The sequence below is a fragment of the Chryseobacterium sp. genome, assembly GCF_019236175.1.
Lineage (GTDB): Bacteria > Bacteroidota > Bacteroidia > Flavobacteriales > Weeksellaceae > Chryseobacterium.
Window position 1 is genome coordinate 74,993 of record NZ_JAFAJM010000009.1, and the last position, 19,990, is coordinate 94,982.

General features: G+C 37.6%; 16 protein-coding genes. 12 read left to right on the forward strand and 4 right to left on the reverse strand.

All coding sequences use genetic code 11. The features are described 5' to 3' along the window. Positions 1 to 56 precede the first annotated feature (56 nt). The 4 genes from thiM to tenA are packed head-to-tail and all read left to right on the forward strand — an operon-like array spanning position 57 to position 2,953. Positions 57 to 854 carry a hydroxyethylthiazole kinase gene (thiM, locus tag JO178_RS07820; protein WP_291933908.1) on the forward strand — a complete coding sequence of 266 codons (798 nt, stop codon included), beginning with the start codon at positions 57 to 59 and terminating at the stop codon, positions 852 to 854. Beyond that, entirely contained in the window at positions 851 to 1,486 is a 636-nt protein-coding gene (gene thiE / locus JO178_RS07825) for a thiamine phosphate synthase (protein WP_291933910.1), read from the forward strand. Before thiM ends, thiE begins: the two co-directional genes overlap by 4 nt. Next, a complete protein-coding gene (thiD, locus tag JO178_RS07830; RefSeq protein ID WP_291933914.1) occupies positions 1,483 to 2,316 on the forward strand; it encodes a bifunctional hydroxymethylpyrimidine kinase/phosphomethylpyrimidine kinase in 834 nt (277 codons plus the stop codon). The genes thiE and thiD overlap by 4 nt, the downstream gene beginning before the upstream one ends. After that, positions 2,303 to 2,953, forward strand: a complete 651-nt coding sequence (gene tenA / locus JO178_RS07835; protein ID WP_291933916.1) for a thiaminase II — start codon at positions 2,303 to 2,305, stop codon at positions 2,951 to 2,953. The genes thiD and tenA overlap by 14 nt, the downstream gene beginning before the upstream one ends. Positions 2,954 to 3,026: 73 nt before the next feature. On the opposite strand, the gene JO178_RS07840 is transcribed toward tenA, so the two are convergent. Continuing rightward, positions 3,027 to 5,744: a TonB-dependent receptor gene (locus JO178_RS07840; RefSeq protein ID WP_291933918.1), complete on the reverse strand. Its 2,718-nt coding sequence runs from the start codon at positions 5,742 to 5,744 to the stop codon at positions 3,027 to 3,029. A gap of 224 nt (positions 5,745 to 5,968) precedes the next feature. Next, on the reverse strand, positions 5,969 to 8,299 hold the full coding sequence (locus tag JO178_RS07845) for a UvrD-helicase domain-containing protein (protein ID WP_291933921.1): 2,331 nt from the start codon (positions 8,297 to 8,299) through the stop codon (positions 5,969 to 5,971). Between the two features lie 215 nt (positions 8,300 to 8,514). On the opposite strand from JO178_RS07845, the gene JO178_RS07850 reads away from it, so the two are divergent. From JO178_RS07850 to secG, 3 genes are all read left to right on the forward strand, one after another. Further along, positions 8,515 to 9,828 (forward strand): pitrilysin family protein, encoded by a 1,314-nt coding sequence (locus JO178_RS07850; protein ID WP_291933923.1) that lies wholly within the window; start codon positions 8,515 to 8,517, stop codon positions 9,826 to 9,828. A 7-nt stretch (positions 9,829 to 9,835) separates the two neighbouring features. Continuing rightward, positions 9,836 to 11,866 (forward strand): pitrilysin family protein, encoded by a 2,031-nt coding sequence (locus tag JO178_RS07855; protein ID WP_291933926.1) that lies wholly within the window; start codon positions 9,836 to 9,838, stop codon positions 11,864 to 11,866. Positions 11,867 to 12,115: 249 nt separating this feature from the next. Further along, entirely contained in the window at positions 12,116 to 12,472 is a 357-nt protein-coding gene (gene secG, locus JO178_RS07860; RefSeq protein ID WP_291933930.1) for a preprotein translocase subunit SecG, read from the forward strand. A 51-nt stretch (positions 12,473 to 12,523) separates the two neighbouring features. Here secG and JO178_RS07865 read toward each other — a convergent pair whose 3' ends face one another. Together JO178_RS07865 and recR are read right to left on the reverse strand one after the other, a co-directional pair. Next, positions 12,524 to 13,363 carry a glycosyltransferase family 2 protein gene (locus tag JO178_RS07865; protein WP_291934603.1) on the reverse strand — a complete coding sequence of 280 codons (840 nt, stop codon included), beginning with the start codon at positions 13,361 to 13,363 and terminating at the stop codon, positions 12,524 to 12,526. Then, the gene (gene recR, locus JO178_RS07870; protein WP_291933933.1) at positions 13,359 to 13,970 is read right to left on the reverse strand and encodes a recombination mediator RecR; all 612 of its coding nucleotides are present in this window, start codon (positions 13,968 to 13,970) and stop codon (positions 13,359 to 13,361) included. Before recR ends, JO178_RS07865 begins: the two co-directional genes overlap by 5 nt. Positions 13,971 to 14,287: 317 nt before the next feature. Here recR and JO178_RS07875 point away from each other — a divergent pair, with 317 nt between their 5' ends. The 5 genes from JO178_RS07875 (at position 14,288) to JO178_RS07895 (ending at position 19,968) form a co-directional block, all read left to right on the forward strand. Beyond that, positions 14,288 to 14,893 (forward strand): hypothetical protein, encoded by a 606-nt coding sequence (locus tag JO178_RS07875; protein ID WP_291933936.1) that lies wholly within the window; start codon positions 14,288 to 14,290, stop codon positions 14,891 to 14,893. Between the two features lie 21 nt (positions 14,894 to 14,914). Continuing rightward, complete coding sequence (locus JO178_RS07880) at positions 14,915 to 15,406, forward strand: hypothetical protein (protein ID WP_291933939.1); 492 nt, start codon at positions 14,915 to 14,917, stop codon at positions 15,404 to 15,406. A gap of 89 nt (positions 15,407 to 15,495) precedes the next feature. Further along, on the forward strand, positions 15,496 to 16,938 hold the full coding sequence (locus tag JO178_RS07885; RefSeq protein ID WP_291933941.1) for an aminoacyl-histidine dipeptidase: 1,443 nt from the start codon (positions 15,496 to 15,498) through the stop codon (positions 16,936 to 16,938). Between the two features lie 179 nt (positions 16,939 to 17,117). Further along, positions 17,118 to 17,699, forward strand: coding sequence for a TIGR00730 family Rossman fold protein (locus tag JO178_RS07890; RefSeq protein ID WP_291933945.1), 582 nt, complete (start codon positions 17,118 to 17,120; stop codon positions 17,697 to 17,699). Between the two features lie 118 nt (positions 17,700 to 17,817). Continuing rightward, the gene (locus JO178_RS07895) at positions 17,818 to 19,968 is read left to right on the forward strand and encodes a prolyl oligopeptidase family serine peptidase (RefSeq protein WP_291933947.1); all 2,151 of its coding nucleotides are present in this window, start codon (positions 17,818 to 17,820) and stop codon (positions 19,966 to 19,968) included. Positions 19,969 to 19,990 lie beyond the last annotated feature (22 nt).

The following is a 19,990-nucleotide window of genomic DNA, read 5'->3' on the forward strand; positions in this document are numbered from 1 at the left end:
TGATGTGTCTTTTGTTTTGGATTTTTTCCTGAAGCTGTTTTTATTTTAGTATAACAATGGAAAAAATTCTTTGGCAACAAGTTCAGCTTGTAAAACAAAAGTCTCCCCTTGTTCATAATATTACCAATTATGTAGTGATGAACAATACAGCTAATGCTCTTTTAGCTGTGGGCGCCTCCCCGATTATGTCACATGCTCAATCTGAAATCAGAGAAATGATTGGCATTGCTCATTCCGTAGTGATCAATATTGGGACTCTTGATGAATATTGGTCGGAATCTATGCTTCTTGCAGCTGAAACGGCAAACTCGATGAATAAGCCCTGGATTCTGGACCCTGTAGGAGCAGGAGCAACCTCTTTTCGGGATAAGACCCTGCAGCAGCTTTTACAATTCCATCCTCATGTAATCAGAGGCAATGCTTCAGAGATTATTGCTCTGGCGAAAGCCAATCAGACAGTAACAAAAGGAGTAGACAGCACCGCATCAAGCAGTGAGGCTGTTGATGCTGCCCGGACATTGGCTCATCAATACAATGCCACGGTTTGTATTTCCGGAGAAACCGATATTATTTTAAATTCCGGACAAAGTATTTGCATTAAAAACGGGCATCCGCTCATGACCAAAGTAACCGGACTGGGATGTTCTGCTTCAGCACTAGCAGGTGCTTTCATAGGAATTACAGAAGATCAGTTCACCGCTACAGCTGCAGCAATGGCGCTACTGGGCATCGCAGGAGAACTGGCTGTCCGCGAAAGTAAAGGCCCCGGAAGCCTGCAGGTTAACCTCATCGATAAACTGTATAATATGACAGAAGAAGAATTTGTCAGTCATTTAAAAATAAAACAAAAATGAAATTGAATTCTTTTCCCTATCAACTGTATCTGGTAATTTCTGAAGCAGACTGTAAAGGAAAAAGCTTACTAACAGTAGCTGAGGAAGCCATTCTGGGTGGTGTGGATATCATTCAGTTAAGAGAAAAAAACAGCAGTACGGAACATTTTCTTCAAAAAGCAAGACAGCTTATCGAAGTCACAGATAGGTATAATATTCCTCTCATCATTAATGATCATACAGAGGTAGCCGAACAAATAAATGCGGCAGGAATCCATGTAGGTAATACAGATGCAGCCCCCACTTTTCTCAGATCACAATCTTTTTTTAAGAACAAAATGATTGGCTATTCTGTGGAATATCTTGCTCAGCTTGACAATAAAGAAACGTTAACATCAGATTATCTCGGTATAAGCCCTGTATTCAGAACCGACACCAAAACGGATACTGTCACCGAATGGGGGCTTGAGGGAATTGCTACCATCAGAAATCTCACTGAAAAACCTTTGGTAGCCATTGGCAATATTCATCTGGAAAATGCAAGAGAAGTTATGAATGCTGGAGCCGACTGCCTTGCAGTTGTTTCTGCCATATGCAGTGCTGCAGATCCCCGAAAAGCAGCTTATGAATTAAAAAATGAAATTTTAAAATGAAAAAATATAAATATCCATCTGTATTAACTATTGCAGGTTTCGACGGAAGCGGCGGTGCAGGTATTCAGGCAGACATTAAAACTGCCTCTGCTCTTGGTTGTTTTTCCACCTCGGTATTAACGGCTCTGCCTGTTCAGAATACTCAGGGTGTAAGAAAAATATATCCTATCCCTGTAGAAGCTGTTGCAGATCAGATCAGAGCTATTCTTGACGACATTTTCCCTGATGCTGTTAAGATCGGGATGGTGCATACTCCGCAACTCGTTGATACCATTGTATCCACATTAGCCGAATATAAAAAAATACCTGTTGTATTTGACCCGGTGATGGTGGCTACAAGCGGACACCGGCTTATTGAAAACGAAACTATCACAGCGATTACCGAAAAGCTTTTTCCCATAGCGGATATCATTACGCCTAATATGGATGAAGCCGCAATTTTAGCTGATATGAAAGTGGAAACGCTGGAAGATCTATATACTGCCGGAAAAAAAATAAAAAAATCGGGCTGCAGAGCCATTCTTCTTAAAGGCGGCCATCAGGAAACTTCTATGATTACTTCATTATTTTATGATGAGCATGAAAATTTTCACTCCTTCGAAACATCGAAACTTAATACGAATAATACCCACGGATCCGGTTGTACACTCTCTTCTGCCATTGCTTCTTATCTGGCTCAGGGAAAAACTTTATATGATGCTGTCGCTTTAGGTCAGCAATATATTTACCAGGCCATAGAACAGGGTCAGGATGTACAAACGGGACTTGGAAATGGTCCGCTTAATCACTTTTTTAATCCTCAAAAATTAATAAAAAATGAAATGGTCTGAACACATATGGCAGAGGATAACCCCTCATTATCAGTCTATCCTGAATATGCCATTTATCAAAGAATTATCAGAAGGAGCTCTTCCTCAGGAGAAATTCCGTTTTTATATGGCACAGGATTCTTTATATCTTGAGCACTTTGGAAGAACATTATCACTGATTGCCGCAAAAATCCCGGACCTGACGGATGTTCTTGCGTATATGCGGTTTGCTGAAAGTACTATTGTGGTGGAGAACGCACTGCATGAATCTTATTTTAAAGATTTCGGAGTGACTGATAAAGGAGTATTAGAGCCGGCTTGTCATCATTATATCCATTTCCTGAGAAGTACCGCTGCCTTAGAATCGGTAGAAATTGCCACAGCAGCTGTTTTACCTTGCTTCTGGATTTACAGAGAGGTTGGAAATTATATTTATCAAAATCAAAATACCAACAACAATCCTTATGAAAAATGGATTGCCACTTACGCAGGAGAGGAATTTTCCGCCGCTGTAGATCATGCTATTGCTATTTGTGATAAAATGGCGGAAAATACTACAGAAGAAATCAGACAGAAAATGACAGAAGCTTTTATCATGTCTACCAGGCTGGAATATCATTTCTGGGAGGCAGCCTATGAATTAAAAACATGGAAATAAGTTTTCTGATTATTTTAAAAATAAAAAAACGGATCTTTTGTCAGGATCCGTTTTTCTTTTGAAATATGAAGGATTAAAAATTGAAATTGAGTCGTGAAAAGACATATCGCCCGTTTTGTCCGAACTGTGAAGTTGATCGTGAGTATACAAACTGATCATTGTTGGAAGAAATCGGCAGGTTCTTTGTAGGATAAATATCAAATAAATTATTTACGCCTAATGTCAACCCGATATTTTTAGTAAACTGATACGCTACCGAAAGATCTGTAATGATCTTGTCACCGATAATCTGATGTCCGTTTACACCGTCAATAATATCAGCACCGGTTACTTTTCCGAAGTAGGTATTTCTAAGATAGAAACTAGCATTCTTCCATGAAAGACTGTGAGACAGACTCGCTTTTACTCTGGGTACAGCCTCTTCCAGATATACTCTTGATTTTTCAGAGAAGTAAATGGATTCTAGTGCCGGAGACTGTAAAAGTCCTGATGAGTGGATAGCTCCTACCTGTTTAGTTTTACTTAGGTTAATCGCAAAATTATTATCGAGTTTGAAGCCTGAAAACCTTGCATTATGTGAAATCACTACATCCACTCCTTTTGTCTCTGTATCAATGGCATTGGTAAAGAACTGTGCGGCATTGATTCCCAGTTGATCATACTGTATCTGTGCCTCCATCGGAACATCTTTTCTCAGGAACTGGTCTGTAAGGATGATTCGGTTGTTTATTTTCGTGAAATATCCGTCTGCAGTGAAAGTAAGGCCTACGGATGGAATTTTATAGGTAAACCCAACACTTGCAGATTTAGACGTTTCCTGTTTCAGTTTAGGCATCTGCAATGCTGCTGCCACCTGTGAGTCATTACTGAATGTTCCTACCTCCAAAAGCTGCCCGTTGGTAAATAAAGTAGAAGTCACATTATAATAAATCTGATGAATAGAAGGTGCTCTGAATCCTGTAGACCCTGCCAGTCTCACGTTAAAATTAGGAGCAACTTTAATTCTTGACGCCAGTTTATAATTGAAAGTAGAACCGAAGTCCGAATAATTCTCATATCTCGCAGCCGCATCTACCAATAGCCACTTCGTAAAATTAAACTCTACATCTGCATAAGCGGCCACAGATTGCCTGTTTTTATTAACTGCATTTTCAGGTTTAAATCCTCCGAATACCTGTGATCCTCCGGGAAGTGCAGCTCCAAAAAAATCGGTTGGTCTTTGAGTATTTCCGGTCCAGATATTTCCGTTTACATCATAAGCTTCATACGAAGCGGGCTCTCCGGCTGTTATTTTAAAATTTTCAAAACGGTGTTCAGCTCCAAACGCTACATTGATGCCCTCCCAAACATCATATTTTTTAGAGAAATCTAAATTGATGGTATTTTGTGAAAATCTTAATCCTCCCGCATTAAATTCATTAGGTGAAGCAAATCGTAAGGATGTATTTCCCGTATTCTGAATATTATAGGTAAACGAGTTTTGGCCAAAGGTATTACTGAAATCAATATTCCAGCCATCCCACTTTCCTTTGATCCCGGCTGCTAATGATATATCCTGAATATCAGTCCCGATCTGAGGCAGATAGCCGTCAGGATATAATCCTGTAAAAGTTCTGCTCTGATTAGGTTTTCTGTAAAACCCTCCAGAAGTACCGTGTCTTAAACTATAACCACCGAAAGAATATACTTTCCAGGTATCACTGATAGGAACTTCCATATTGACAAAAAGCTGGTGATTGTTCAGTTTAGACTGCCCAACCTGCATATTGAAGTCTTTTCGGGTTTGTCCTCTGTAAGCAAGTTCCTGATCTGTAAAATCTTTGCTTAAAAGTCCCTGCAAGGCAGTGATGGTATTCGCTCCCTGTATTTGATTCTGAAAATCAGGGCTGAAATAATTAACGCCCTGCGCATATTGATGAACATAATTGATAATCTGCTGTGAATTCGGTGTACTACCGATATTGCTGAAGAGTGAAGAAAGGTTGACTCCGTTATTCAGAGCACGCTGTTCGATGGCGTTGTAGGCATTATAAATATTTCCGCTTTCAGCACCAGCTCTGGAAGTAGGATCTCTGAACTGGGAAGACCAGGTAATATTGAAAAAACCGCCTTTAGTTCCTATTTTATTTCCATAATTCAAATCCACCTGAACATTCTGACCATCAAAATTTCCGGTATGGTCGTTAGCTGCAGGAGTCAGATTTCCTCCATAACTTACCTGACCAGTCAGTTTTCCCGTATCTCTTTTAAGCTCCAGATTCATGACACCTGCAATAGCGTCTGATCCATATTGAGCGGCAGCACCATCTCTTAAAACTTCAATTCTGTTAAGGGCAAAAGCAGGAATAGCATTTAAATCTGTCCCTACAGTTCCTCTACCCGGGGTTCCGTTTACATTAACCAATGCTGAAGTGTGTCTCCTTTTTCCATTCACTAAAACCAATACCTGATCCGGGCCCAAACCTCTTAACTGGGCCGGATCCAGATGATCTGTTCCGTCAGCATTGGTTTGAACGGTAGAAGTAAAAGAAGGGGCTATAGCATTTAGAATCTGTCCTATTCCGGACTGTGGAAGCACTACAGAGGCTTCTTTGATATTGAATACATCTACGGGAACGGGGCTGTCTGTCTTTGATCTTGCACCGGCTCTTGATCCCAGTATTACAACTTCTTCTACATCATTGGTTTTTATACTGTCTTTTATCTTTGTGTTGCCTTTTTCCTGGCCATAGGCATAGGCTCCCAGAAAAAATAATACTGAAGCCGAAAAAATAGTTTTTTTATTTATCATGTTTTTATTTGAAGTTAGTAAAACATTTATGTTTTTGAAGGGGCAAATGTATAATTTATTTAATAGTCTACAAAAATAATAGACTTTAATTTTATAAAAAGTTTTGATTGTTTTTTTCTATACAATCAGAAAACGCTGTATTGAATATCCGTTACAGAGATTCAAATAAAAAAACGGATCCAAAAAATTGAATCCGTTTTCTGTAAATAGTGTATTTTAATATTTTAAATCTTGGTCAGTTTAGCATATTTCAGGATAAGATTTTTTTCACCTTCATGCATGAAAACCACTTTTGCTTTGATATTCTGAGGATCAGTTCCATCAAGAAAAGTAACCTCTCCGATTCCAAAACGATCATGCCTTACTTTATCTCCCACCTCGATATCCTGAGAAGAAGCTCCGCTTGGGTTAATAATTTTGGCTGTACTTACAGGTTTTAGTTTTCTTGCTTCGGGTGCGGGTTTTGAAGCATCTCCCCTGTCTATAGATTTTTTTTCCACCTTCTTGTATGATCTTTGCTCTGAAGGATGCTCATCAAAAATATTGGATTTAACGCCTGAATTATTGATAAACCTTTTTTCCATAGCCGGATTGATGAATTCAATATATTCATCATCAATCTCACTTAAGAATCTTGAAGGTTCTGCATCTGTAATTTTCCCCCATTGAAAACGGGAAATGGCATAGGAGAAAAACGCCTGTTTCTCAGCTCTTGTTAACGCAACATAAAACAGTCTTCTCTCTTCTTCCAGATCTTCTCTTGTAGCAGAACTCATAAAGCTAGGGAAAAGGTTTTCTTCGAGCCCCACCAGGTGTACTACCGGAAACTCAAGCCCTTTTGAAAGGTGGATTGTCATTAAAGATACCATATCATCTTCAAGAGTTTTATCCTGTGTATCTGCAGAAAGCGCAATATTTTCAAGGAAATTAGAAAGGCTCGGATCACCATCCTCCAACTGCATCTGTTCTTCAATGAATCCCTGCATAGAATTCATCAGTTCCTGAACGTTTTCTACTCTTGAAATACCTTCAGGAGTCTGATCATCTTTCAGAAATTTGATTAATCCGCTTCGTTTGGCCACTTCCATAGCCACGCTGTAAGCCGTCTCGGTTTTAAGCAATACCTGGAATGCCTTGATCATCGACCAGAAGTCATTCAGTTTATTTAAAACTCCGTTATTTAATCCTAGTTGAGGAGCATACATCGGAAGATTATCCAATACTTTTGAAACAGCAAGATTATGCGCGTCGGCAAAAACAATCAGTTTATTCTGAGTTGTTTCTCCAATTCCTCTTGCCGGATAATTGATAATTCTCATCAAAGCTTCCGAATCATTTTCGTTGATCAGCAGACGAAGGTACCCGATAAGATCTTTCACTTCTTTTCTCTGATAGAAAGAAAGTCCACCGTATACTTTGTACGGAATATTTTTACGTCTCAAGGCATCTTCAAATGCTCTGGTCTGAGAATTTGTTCTGTATAAAATGGCAAAATCACTGTATTTTCTCTGATCACGATTACGAAGTTCCCAGATATTTCCGGCCACAAAATTGGCTTCATCCGCATCAGACAATGAACGGTATATTTTAATTTTATCGCCTTCCTCATTATCACTGAAAACATTTTTCTTAAACTGCTGCAGGTTCTTTGCTATAACCACATTAGCAGCATTTACAATGTTCTGGGTAGAACGGTAATTCTGTTCTAACGAAACGGTTTTCGCATCCTGATAATCTTTCTTAAAGTTTAAGATGTTGTAAATATTGGCACCACGGAAAGAATAAATAGACTGCGCATCATCTCCTACCACACAAATATTTTCAAATTTTGAAGCCAGCGCCTTTACAATAAGATACTGAGAATGATTCGTATCCTGATACTCATCTACCATGATATACCTGAACCTGTCCTGATACTTAGCCAGTATTTCCGGAAAGCGCGTTAGTAATTCATTGGTCTTTAAAAGCAGATCATCAAAATCCATAGATCCGTTTCTGAAGCATGCATCCACATATCTCTGATAAATCTGACCGATGAATTTCATATTTGCTTTTTCATCAGCTTCCATTAATTCAGGATTATTGAAATAGGCTTTTACCGTAATCAGATTGTTTTTATATGTTGAAATTCTTGCCTGAACTTTTTTAGGTTTATAAAGATCCGCATCAATATTCATGTCTTTCAACACTTTTTTGATGACATTCAGGGCATCCTGCTGATCATAAATGGTAAAATTAGACGGATATCCCAGATAATGCGCTTCGATTCTTAAAATTCTCGCAAATACAGAGTGGAAAGTTCCCATCCACAGGCTTCTTGCATTACTCTCTCCCACGACCTTTGCGATACGGTCTTTCATCTCACGGGCCGCTTTATTGGTAAAGGTAAGTGCCAGAATATTGAAAGGATCTATTCCATTATGGATAAGGTGTGCTATACGCATGGTGAGTACACGCGTTTTTCCGGAACCGGCTCCTGCAAGTACCATTAAAGGCCCCTGTAAAGAGGTAACCGCTTCATATTGTGATTCATTGAGTCCTTTCAGATAATCCATACTGCAAAAAAATTTTGGGATCACAAAATTAATGTATTCAAAGGAGAATTCAAATTTTATATGAGAAGTTAAAATACAGAAGCTGTATTTCGACAGCTATTCTGGTCAGCATTCCATCGAACTTCCACGTACAAACTTGTAGTTTAACTTCTACATGCAGACCTGTAACATTTAATTCACTTTTCCTACTTATTGAGTAAACAATTTCTAACTTTATGAAAAAGCGACTTCTTTCTGTTGCCGCAGTAGCGTTCTTCGGAATGGTACTCAACGCACAGCAAATCAAATTCGAAGAATATGACCTGCCCAATGGTCTTCATGTAATTCTCCACCAGGACAATTCCGCTCCGGTAGTTACTACAGGAGTAATGTATCACGTAGGTGCAAAAGATGAGGTAAAAGGAAGAACCGGATTTGCCCATTTTTTTGAACATCTTTTGTTTGAAGGCACGCCTAACATCAAAAGAGGAGATTGGTTTAAAATAGTTTCTTCCAACGGAGGACAAAATAATGCCAATACAACAAACGACAGAACGTATTACTATGAGACATTCCCATCTAATAATGAGCAGCTCGGTCTGTGGATGGAGGCTGAAAGAATGCGTCATGCCGTAATCAACCAGGTAGGAGTAGATACTCAGAGAGAAGTGGTAAAAGAAGAAAAAAGGCTGAGAATGGATAACCAGCCTTATGGTAATCTATTTCCGACTATTCAGAAAAATCTTTTTACCAATCATCCATACAACTGGCCTACGATAGGTTCTATGGAAGATCTTAATGCAGCAAAGCTTGAAGAATTCCAGGCATTTTATAAAAAATTCTATGTTCCGAATAATGCTACTCTGGTTGTAGCCGGAGACATCAAACCTGAACAGACCAAAAAATGGATTGAGGAATATTACGGAGGGATTCCAAAAGGAACTTTATATCCGAAAGATTATCCAAAAGATACACCGATTACTCAGGAAAAAGAGGTTACCGCTACAGATCCTAATATTCAGCTTCCTGCCTATGTCTTTGCTTACAGAACACCGGCGAATAAGGAAAAAGATGCCTACGTTTTAGATATGCTTTCTTCTTATCTCAGCAATGGTAAGTCTTCTGTTTTGTATAAAAAACTGGTAGACCAGGAGAAAAAAGCACTTCAGGTAGCAGCATTCAATCAGGGCCTTGAAGATTACAGTATTTTTGCATTCTTTGCGATCCCAATGGGGCAAACGACAAAGCAGACTTTACAGACTGATATTGATGCTGAAATCAAAAAACTTCAGACCACTCTGATTTCTGAAGAAGATTATCAGAAACTTCAAAACCAGTTTGAAAACCAGTTTGTCAATCAAAATTCCAGTATTCAGGGGATTGCAGCTTCATTAGCAACCAACCATGTATTGATGGGTAATACCAATATCATTAATAAAGAAATAGATATTTACAGATCCATTACAAGACAGGACCTGCAAAATGCAGCAAAAAAATATCTGAATCCTAACCAAAGAGTGATCATCAACTACCTTCCTGAGAAAAAATAATTTACCCATGAAAAAGCAATTTACCTATATAGCCGCAGCATTTTTATTTTCAGGAATGCTTTCCGCACAAAAGATAGATCTTAATGCAATGCCAAAACCAGGGCCAACTCCTGCAATCAACATTGCTAAGCCGAAGACTTTTCAGCTCAATAACGGGCTTACCGTAATGGTTGTTGAAAACAATAAACTTCCGAGAGTAAACGCTACACTTTCGATGGATCAGCCTCCTCATTATGAAGGAACTGTTGCAGGAGTAAGCCAAATTATGGCAGAGCAGCTCGATAACGGAACTACGACTCTGAGCAAGGATGTTTTTAATAAAAAGGTTGACTTCCTGGGAGCCAATCTGAGATTTTCTTCTAACGGAGCCTCAGCGAATTCACTTTCTAAATATTTTCCTGATGTATTGGCATTAATGGCTGATGCTGTTGTAAATCCTAAATTTTCTGCTGATGAGATTCAAAACTCAAAAGAAAGAACGATTGAAGGCCTCAAAGCTGATGAGAAAAATGCTTCATCTATTGCGTCAAGAGTCTCCAATGCCTTAATGTATGGTAAAAATACTTCAAGAGGAGAGTTTGAAACGATTGAATCCATCAACAAAATCCAACTATCAGATGTACAAAATGTTTATAACAGATATTACACCCCGGATAATGCCTATCTTGTTATTGTAGGTGATGTGAAATTGGATCAGATAAAACCTTTAATTGAAAAGGCTTTCGGAGGCTGGAAAAAATCAAATACAAAATTTGCAGCTTTGGAACCTGCTTCCAATGTTTCTAAAACAGAAATTAATGTGGTAGATGTACCATCGGCAGTGCAATCTGTATTATCAGTCAATAATCTGAATACACTGACAATGAAAGATCCAAACTACTTTGCTGCAACGATTGCCAACTATATTCTAGGCGGTGGTGGTGAGGCCAGACTTTTCATGAACTTAAGAGAGAAAAACGGTTTTACCTATGGTGCTTATTCCAGCATGACTCCGAGCAAATATTCTCCTCAGTTTTCAGCTGACACCAGCGTAAGAAATGAAGTTACAGACAAAGCCATTAAGGAATTAATGAGTGAGCTTAATGGCATCTCTACGGTAAAGCCTGAAGAATTGGAAAGTGCTAAAGCCAAACTAAAAGGTTCTTTCATTATGTCTCTTGAAAAACCTGAGACAATTGCCAGATTTGCTTTAAATCAAAAAACCCAGAACCTTCCATCTGATTTTTACACCAATTATCTGAAATCAATTGATAAGGTAAACGCTTCAGATATAACCAATGCAGTAAAAGCGACTATTTTCCCTAACCAGAGCAGAATTTTTGTAGCCGGTAAAGCTTCCGATATTTCTGAAGGACTGGAAAAGCTTGGATATCCTGTAAAATATTTCGATAAAGAGGCTAACCCTGTTTCAAAACCTGCCGTCCAGAAAGTAGATGCCAACGTAACAATTGCTTCTATTGCCGATAAATACATCAATGCCATCGGTGGTTTATCTGCGGTTCAGAAAGTAATGTCTGTTTCCGTAGATGCGACAACTAAAGTTCAGGGAATGGATATGAGTATGAAGCTGATCCAGGCAAAGGGTGGAAAAATGGCTATGGATATGAAGATGATGGGTAACTCTGTTCAGAAAATTGTTTTTGACGGAAAAGACGGATATATGGAAGCACAGGGAAGAAAAATCCCTTTAAATGATAAACAGAAAGCCTCCATGACAGAGCCGGAACTTTTCCCGGAACTGGCTTTTACCAAATCATCAGAATTTAAATTAGCCGGAATTGAAAAATATAACAACGAAGATTCTTACGTTGTGAAAGGAGCTAAACAAACTTATTACTACAGCGTAAAAACAGGTTTGAAAACCGGTGAGCTCAAAAACGGGGAAGGAGGCTCCATCCCAACCAGCTTTGCAGATTACAAAGATGTTTCAGGCGTAAAATTTCCATTTACAATCATTCAGAATATGGGCGGAATGGAAATCAATATGTCTGTACAGTCTTATCAGATTAATCAGGCAAAGGATTCTGATTTTAAATAAAAATCATTCTTTCATTCTATATTGTAAAATGGCAGCTTCAGCTGCCATTTTTTATTTCTGCCCATAACGGATTGTAAAAACATTGCACCGCTTTGACATTCCCTATGTGCGTGTTTAATCTTCAGTTTTAAGCTTATTTTTGTTGTCTGATCTCTAAACTTTTGCATTTGATTCATATTTACCAACATCTTTTTTTGTCATTCAGTAAAAAAAGGTTAAATTTGCCCATTCAAAAAGATATCAGAATTAATGGACACTATATTTATACTATTGATGGTTCTTATTATGATTGCCAGTGTACTATTGGTAATTGTTGTTATGGCTCAAAACCCTAAAGGAGGAGGTTTATCAAGTACTTTCGGAGGTGCATCTTCTGCACAGTTTGGAGTACAGAGAACCAATGACTTCATGGAAAAAGCAACATGGACTCTTGGAGCAACAATTATTGTTCTTATTCTTTTAAGTGTTGTACTTACTGGTAAACCGTCCGTGGCTCCGCCGCAACAACAGCCAGCTAAAAAAGAAGCGCCTGCAAAACAACAGTCTGCTCCGGCTTCTTCCAAAACAACTACTCCGGCTCAGACACCGGTAGCTCCAGCTAAATAAGCAAGTTATTACTTTATATACAACAAAAGCAACTCAGTTTGAGTTGCTTTTTTATTTTAATTTAATCTTTTCAAGCTGATAACGAAGCTTCAATCCTGTTTTCAAAAATGAATACTGTAAAGGTTTTGTTTCTTTATAATACTTATCTATAAAGATTTGCATTGCTCCATAAAAACGCTCCAGATACATCTCGTTCTTCACAGTACTTTCTCCTTTATGGTGAAGAAGAGGTGCTTTTCCATAATAATAATTTTTATAGCCTTTCATAAGCAGGGTATAACAAAGATCTATATCTTCACCATACATAAAATAGGCTTCATCCAGCCCGCCTGATTTTTCGTAAACCTCTTTTTTTATCAGCAGAAAAGCGCCGGTAATTACTTCCACTTCAGCGATAGCCTCTTCGCTGATATCATTTCTGTAATAGGATTTTGAATTATTTTTTTTAAAATTTGTAAATAATTTTTCAAAGGAATTAAACATATCCGGTACTGAACGTTTACTTTCAGGGAGAAAATTACCTTTTGCATCATGCATACGAACACCAAGACATCCGAAATCGGCTTTAGAATCCGCAAAATCAAGAAGATCTGCCATGTAGAAATCTTCAAATTCTGTATCAGGGTTTAAAAGAAGCAGATATTCTCCTTTTGCTGTACTGATTGCCTGATTATTGGCTTTCGAAAAGCCTCCGTTGGTCGTTGAAGGGATAAAATGAACGTCCGGAAATTCAGAGATAAGATCTTTCCAGGAAGTATCTACAGAAGCGTTATCAATTACAATTACTTCATATTCTATTCCTTTTACATATTTTTGAATAGATAAAAGACAGTTTCTCAACAGTTGAGTAACATTATAATTAACAATAATTACAGACAGCTTCATATTAATCTTTTTCGTTGTACGGCAGTCTGTTGATAATCGATCTGCCTAAAGAAATCTCATCTGCATACTCCAGCTCATCTCCTACTGAAATTCCCCTTGCAATACTTGAAAAGTTCACATTGAAATTTTTAAATTTCTTATAAATATAATAAGCGGTAGTATCACCTTCCATGGTAGCACTTAAAGCAAAAATAAATTCCTTCACTTTTCCTTCGTTCAGCTTCTTCTCAATGCTGGGAATGTTTAACTGACCGGGTCCCACACCTTCCATCGGAGAAATTTTACCCCCCAGAATCAGATATTTCCCTGTATATTTCCCTGTATTTTCAATAGCAATGACATCTCTTACGTCTTCAACGATACAGATTAATTCACCATTTCTTTTTTCATTACTGCAGATCTCGCAAAGGTCAAAATCTGAGAAGTTATGACATTCTTTACAGTATTTAATCTCATTGACAAGATTAATCAGTGAATTTCCAAGGCTAACTGCTCTTGAATTGGGTTGTTTCAATAAATGTAATGCTAGTCTCAAAGCAGTCTTCCGTCCGATTCCGGGCAATCCTGAAATCTCATCAACTGCCTTTGCCAAAACTTTACTTGGGTAATCCATAACGACAAAAATAAGGATTAAAGTTGAGAATTGAAGGTTTAAAATTGAGAGATCATGGCCAATGGCAAATAGGCAGTTTGCTATGTTTGTCAATGGGTACAGGTGCTCAGTATTCAGTAATAAGTTTTGGATAAAACCAGTGGGCGGTTAGTTTTTTACAGAATGTCCGTATTGAAATCAATGTCCTCAATGTCCCTGACTCTTTATTCTTGACTCCTGGCTTTCTTTTATTTTCTCTCTATAACTCACCACCTATACTCTATAACTCTAAAAAAACCTTTATATTTGCGGCCTAAATATGAAAAAAATAAACTAACATGGTACTTAAAAACCTAAATTATCCACTGGATTTCAAATTCAAAATCACTACATTAGCAAGTGACTTTAACATTACTGACAAAAACGGAAATTATGTAGCTTATGTACGTCAGAAAATGTTTAAACTTAAGGAAGATGTAATTGTTTTCAATGATGAAAGTAAATCTAAAGAACTTTTCAGAATCAGAGCCAACAAATGGATTGACTTTAATGCTTCTTATTCTCTGAATGACCTTATTGACAATAAGAACTACGGAAGACTGGCAAGAAAAGGAATGCGTTCTATCTGGAAAGCAACTTATGATATCCTTGATGCCAATGACCAGCCTAAATTTAAAGTTCAGGAAGATAACGGATGGGTAAAATTCTGGGATAGCTTTGTAGGGGAACTTCCTATTATCGGAATGTTTACAGGATATTTCCTTAATCCTTCTTATACTGTAGTAGGTATGGACGGAAAAGCTTATTTTAAACTCAAAAAAATGCCTTCATTCTTCGGAAGAAGATTCCAGCTTGACCGGTTAGTTGATATTGATGATGAAGAAGAAAGTTTAGTTATCCTTTCATTATTAATGATGACCCTACTGGAAAGAGCAAGGGGCTAATAAAATATAAAATCACAAACAATGAGATATATAATCATTTTCTTTTCTGCGTTTCTATTGGTAGCCTGTAAAAAAGACCAAGCCAATGCTTCTGGTTCTGCCTCTGCCGATTCTTTACATCATATTAAAGATTCTGTAGCAACCGGTAGTTCTTCAGATAAAATACAGGTGGAAACCATCGCATTTCCAACTGAAATCAAGGAATGCTCTTGTTATTTTGCCAAAAACAAAGCTGATTTTGAAAACGAAAAATACATCTATGCAGATGATGCCGGTAAAACGGCTTATATGAAACTGGATGGCAAAAGAGTAGCCATGAATCTTATTTCTTCAAGTGATATGGAAGTAGATGAAGTATTGACCAAAGAAATTGAAAATGAAAATTATAAAATCTCTGTAAAGGGTAAAAAAATAAAAGGCGAGGAAGCTTTATTATTTGAAGGCACCCTGACTATTGAAAAACCGGATGGAAGTGTTTACACAACTCCTATCTATGGAGAATGCGGATGTTAATAGAGTGACCGCTTAGCTATTCATAAAAAATGCTTCTGTATCCTGCAGAAGCATTTTTTATTTTGTAAATTTGAGAAAAATAAATTTCAATGGAATTATCTAATATAGAACCGCAAATTATCTGGAAAAATTTCTCCAAATTAAATGCTGTTCCAAGACCATCAAAAAAAGAAGAAAAAGTAATTGCTTTCATCAAAGGATTTGGTGAAAACCTTGGACTGGAAACAACTGTAGATGAAGTAGGAAATGTAATTATCAAAAAACCTGCAACTGCAGGGATGGAAAACCGTAAATCTATTGTACTTCAGTCTCACCTGGATATGGTTTGCCAGAAAAACAATGATGTGAATTTTGATTTTGAAACAGAAGGAATCAAAATGGAAGTTGATGGGGACTGGGTAAAAGCTAAAGGAACAACTTTAGGGGCTGACAACGGTTTAGGAGTTGCAACGATCATGTCTATCCTTGAAAGCTCAGATATTCCACACCCCGCTCTTGAAGCGTTATTCACTATTGACGAAGAAACCGGAATGACAGGTGCTTTAGGTTTAAAACCAGGACAACTGGCGGGAGATATTCTTTTAAACCTTGATACGGAAGAAGATGATGAGATTGACATAGGCTGTGCCGGAGGTGTAGATGTTACGATTACCCAGACTTATCCCACTGAAGCATCAAAAGGCCAGATTGTAAGAATTGAGGTAAAAGGACTTCAGGGAGGGCACTCAGGAATGGACATTCATAAAGGGTTCGGAAATTCAAACATTATTCTGGGAAGACTTCTTTACAAAGGTCTGGATAAGCAGAATGCAGAGCTGATCTCAATTGACGGCGGCGGATTAAGAAACGCTATTCCAAGAGAAGCCGCAGCTATTATCTCTGTGAGAAATGCTCATGAATTTATGGAAGAAACAACGGCTCTTAAAAAAGAAATTTTAGAAGAATTTGCATCTGTAGAACCGGGACTTCAGATTAATATTGAAAACTCTACCTCTTCTGACAAAGCAATTTCTGAGACAGATTCAAAAAAAGTGATTCTTTGTTTAAAAGCTCTTCATAACGGAGTTTACAGAATGAGCCCGGACGTGGCTGATCTTGTAGAAGCTTCCAACAATGTAGCCAGAGTTGAATTAAAGGGAGGTGAGCTTAAAATCTTAAATCTTACCAGATCATCTGTAGATTCTTCAAAATATGCTACCGCTGAACAGTTGAAATCCGTAGCTGAATTAGCCGGAATGAATGTAGAATTCAGCGGATCTTATCCGGGATGGAAACCAAAACCGGGTTCTGAAATTGTACAACTCATGGAAAAAATATATACAGAGAAGTTCAATGAAAAACCTCATGTAGTAGCTTGTCATGCAGGATTAGAATGTGGTATTATCGGCTCTAATTATCCGGAAATGGAAATGGTAAGCTTCGGACCTACCATCAGAGGAGCCCATTCTCCTGATGAAAAAGCAAATATCCCATCTGCTCAGAAATTCTGGAGTTTCCTAAAAGATATTTTAGCAAATATTCCTCAGAAATAAAATAGTAAAATAACAATATTGAATATCCAAAGTCTTCTGATTTTGGATATTTTTAATTCAGATCATTAAACCCTATTTAAATCTGCAAACAAACTAGAGAAATATAACACTTAAAATATCGTCAATATTTCCTTACCTTTCCTTAATCACTTAAACCTAATGGTAAAAACATTTAAATTATGAAAAGTATTACCGTATTCTGCGGCTCAAGTTTCGGGTCGGACACAATCTATGAAGAGCAAGCTTTCTTACTTGGCCAAACATTAGCTCAACAAAATATACAGCTGGTTTATGGAGGCTCAGAAACAGGCTTAATGGGAACTATTGCCAACGGAGCTCTAAGCGAAGACGGAAAGGTAACCGGAGTACTTCCCCAATTTTTACAAGCCAAGGAGATCGCTCACAAGAATCTGACAGAACTTATTCTGGTAGAAACAATGCATGAAAGAAAAACCAAAATGAATGAACTTTGTGATGGGGTCATTGTTCTTCCGGGTGGCTATGGAACACTGGAAGAGTTTTTTGAAATGATCACCTGGTCACAATTAGGGCTTCATAAAAAGCCAATCGGCGTTCTCAATACTGACGGGTTTTATGATGATCTCGTAAAACTTGTTGACAATATGGTTGACAAAGGATTTTTAAAACAAGTCAACAAAGAGATGCTTTTGATAAGCGATAATATCAACGACTTATTAGAAAAAATGAAAAATTATCAGGCTCCGACAGTGAGTAAATGGATTTCTAAGGAAAAAATCTAATGATAAAAGAGGGAATATTTTCAAAAGTATTCCCTCTTTTTATAATCTATTTTCATTTCTACAGCATAAGTTAGTACATTTGTAAGTGTCATTTATCACTATTACAAGAAATAATATCATGAAACATTTATTCCTAACAGGCTGTTTATTCTTAAGCCAGGTCACTTTTGCCCAGTATAACTATCCAAAAACACCTGAAGTACCGGTAACAGACGATTATTTTGGAACTAAAATCACTGACAATTATCAATGGCTGGAAAATCTGAAAAGCCCCGAAGTACAGACATGGTTCAAAGCACAGGCAGATTTTAGCCACCATATTATTGATCAGATTCCTAATCGGGATGAGCTCTATCAAAGAATGAAACAGGTGCAGGAAATGATTGGAGATGATTATGGCAATGCAATTCTGAGAGGAAATTTCTATTTCTATTTAAAAACAAAAAAAGACGAAAAGATCTCAAAACTTTATAGCCGGGATATCTCTACGGGCAAAGAAACTTTGATTTTTGATCCCGAAACCCATCAAAAAAATGCTCAGATCACTAATTTTAATATAGATTCCAAAGGTGATAAAATTGCCTTACTATTTTCTAAGTCCGGTCGTGAAATCTGTGAACTCAGAATTCTGGATCTGAAAACAAAAAAATTGCTCACCGATATATTAACTCCTATCTGGAGTGAGTTTAATTTTGAGTTTACTCCGGACGGACAGTATATTACCTATACTAAAATGAGTACCGGAGACCCGACCAGCAATATGCTTTTGAAAGAAATGAAAGCAATGCTACACCAGCTTGGCACCAGCCAGGATAAAGATATCATATTAGGCTCAAGGGAAGAATATCCCGAACTGAATATATTGACAGAGCAGTTTCCTGATGTTTCTTTTACCAATGATTATAAATCCATAATTTTAAGAATTGGTTCCACAAAATCAGAGAATCCTATATTCTATGCTCCTATATCCGCTATTAAAGATAAAAAAATCAAGTGGAAACAGGTCTTAAATCCTTCAGATGACATTACACAAATAATGATCTATGGAGATCAGTTATTTTTTTTGAGCCACAAAAATACCCCGAATTACAAAATTGGTTTAACCAGCTTATCTAACCCGGATTTTGATCATGCCAAAACGGTGGTTCCAGAAAGCAATTCTGTAATCAAATCTCTTCACAGCTCCAAAAATTATTTATTTTACACACTAAGTAATGGGATTACTAAGGATCAATATCAGCTGAATATTAAAACTCTGGAAATAAAAAAAATCCCTCTGCCTCCGGGAGTGAACACTTCCACTTCCCTGAATTCCCGTGAAACGGATAACCTTCATTGCTATAACAGTAACTGGCTGGATCCTGTGACCATATATGATTACAGCCCTGAAACAGGTAGAGTCGTAAAAAGCACTTATTTTAATGCTGAAAACAGCTACCCCGACTATCATAAATTATATGAAGTAAAAGAAATAGAAGTAAAGAGCCATGACGGTGTAATGGTTCCTCTTTCCATTATTTATCCTAAAAACATTAAAATGAATGGCAATACACCGGCTTATATCACCGGATACGGTGGCTATGGAATATCTTCTACACCCCGTTTTTCAAACAGACTGATCGTATTGCTTGAACAAGGTGTAACTCTCGCTATTGCCCATGTTCGGGGAGGTGGAGAAAAGGGTGAAAACTGGCACAAAGACGGGATGAAAGCTAAAAAGCCCAATACATGGAAAGATTTCATTGCATGTTCAGAATATCTTATTCACCAAAAGTACACCTCTTCTTCAAAACTTATTGGTAACGGGATGAGTATGGGAGGAGTTCTTATCGGAAGAGCCATTACTGAAAGACCTGATTTATATGCAGCTGCTATTGCTGAAGTAGGAATGACGAATGTTCTCCGTTCTCAGAATTCCGCCAATGGTGCCAATCAGATTCCGGAAGTCGGAAGTTTAAAAAACTCCGGGGATATTAAACACCTCATCGAAATGGATGCGCAGAGCAAGGTTAAAAAAGGAGTAAAATATCCTGCTGTTATTGTACGTACAGGAATGAACGATTCCAGAATTACGCCATGGGAGCCTGCAAAATTTGCTGCAGCATTACAAAACAGTACATCTTCAGGAAAACCTGTTCTACTATACGTTAATTATCAAAACGGTCATTTTACAAGTGATCAGGATGTAGTTTTCCATGAATACTCAGATCTTTTTGCCTTTGCATTATGGCAGACAGGCCATCCTAAATTTCAGCCTGTAAAAAAATAGAAGATATAAAAAACAAAACCCG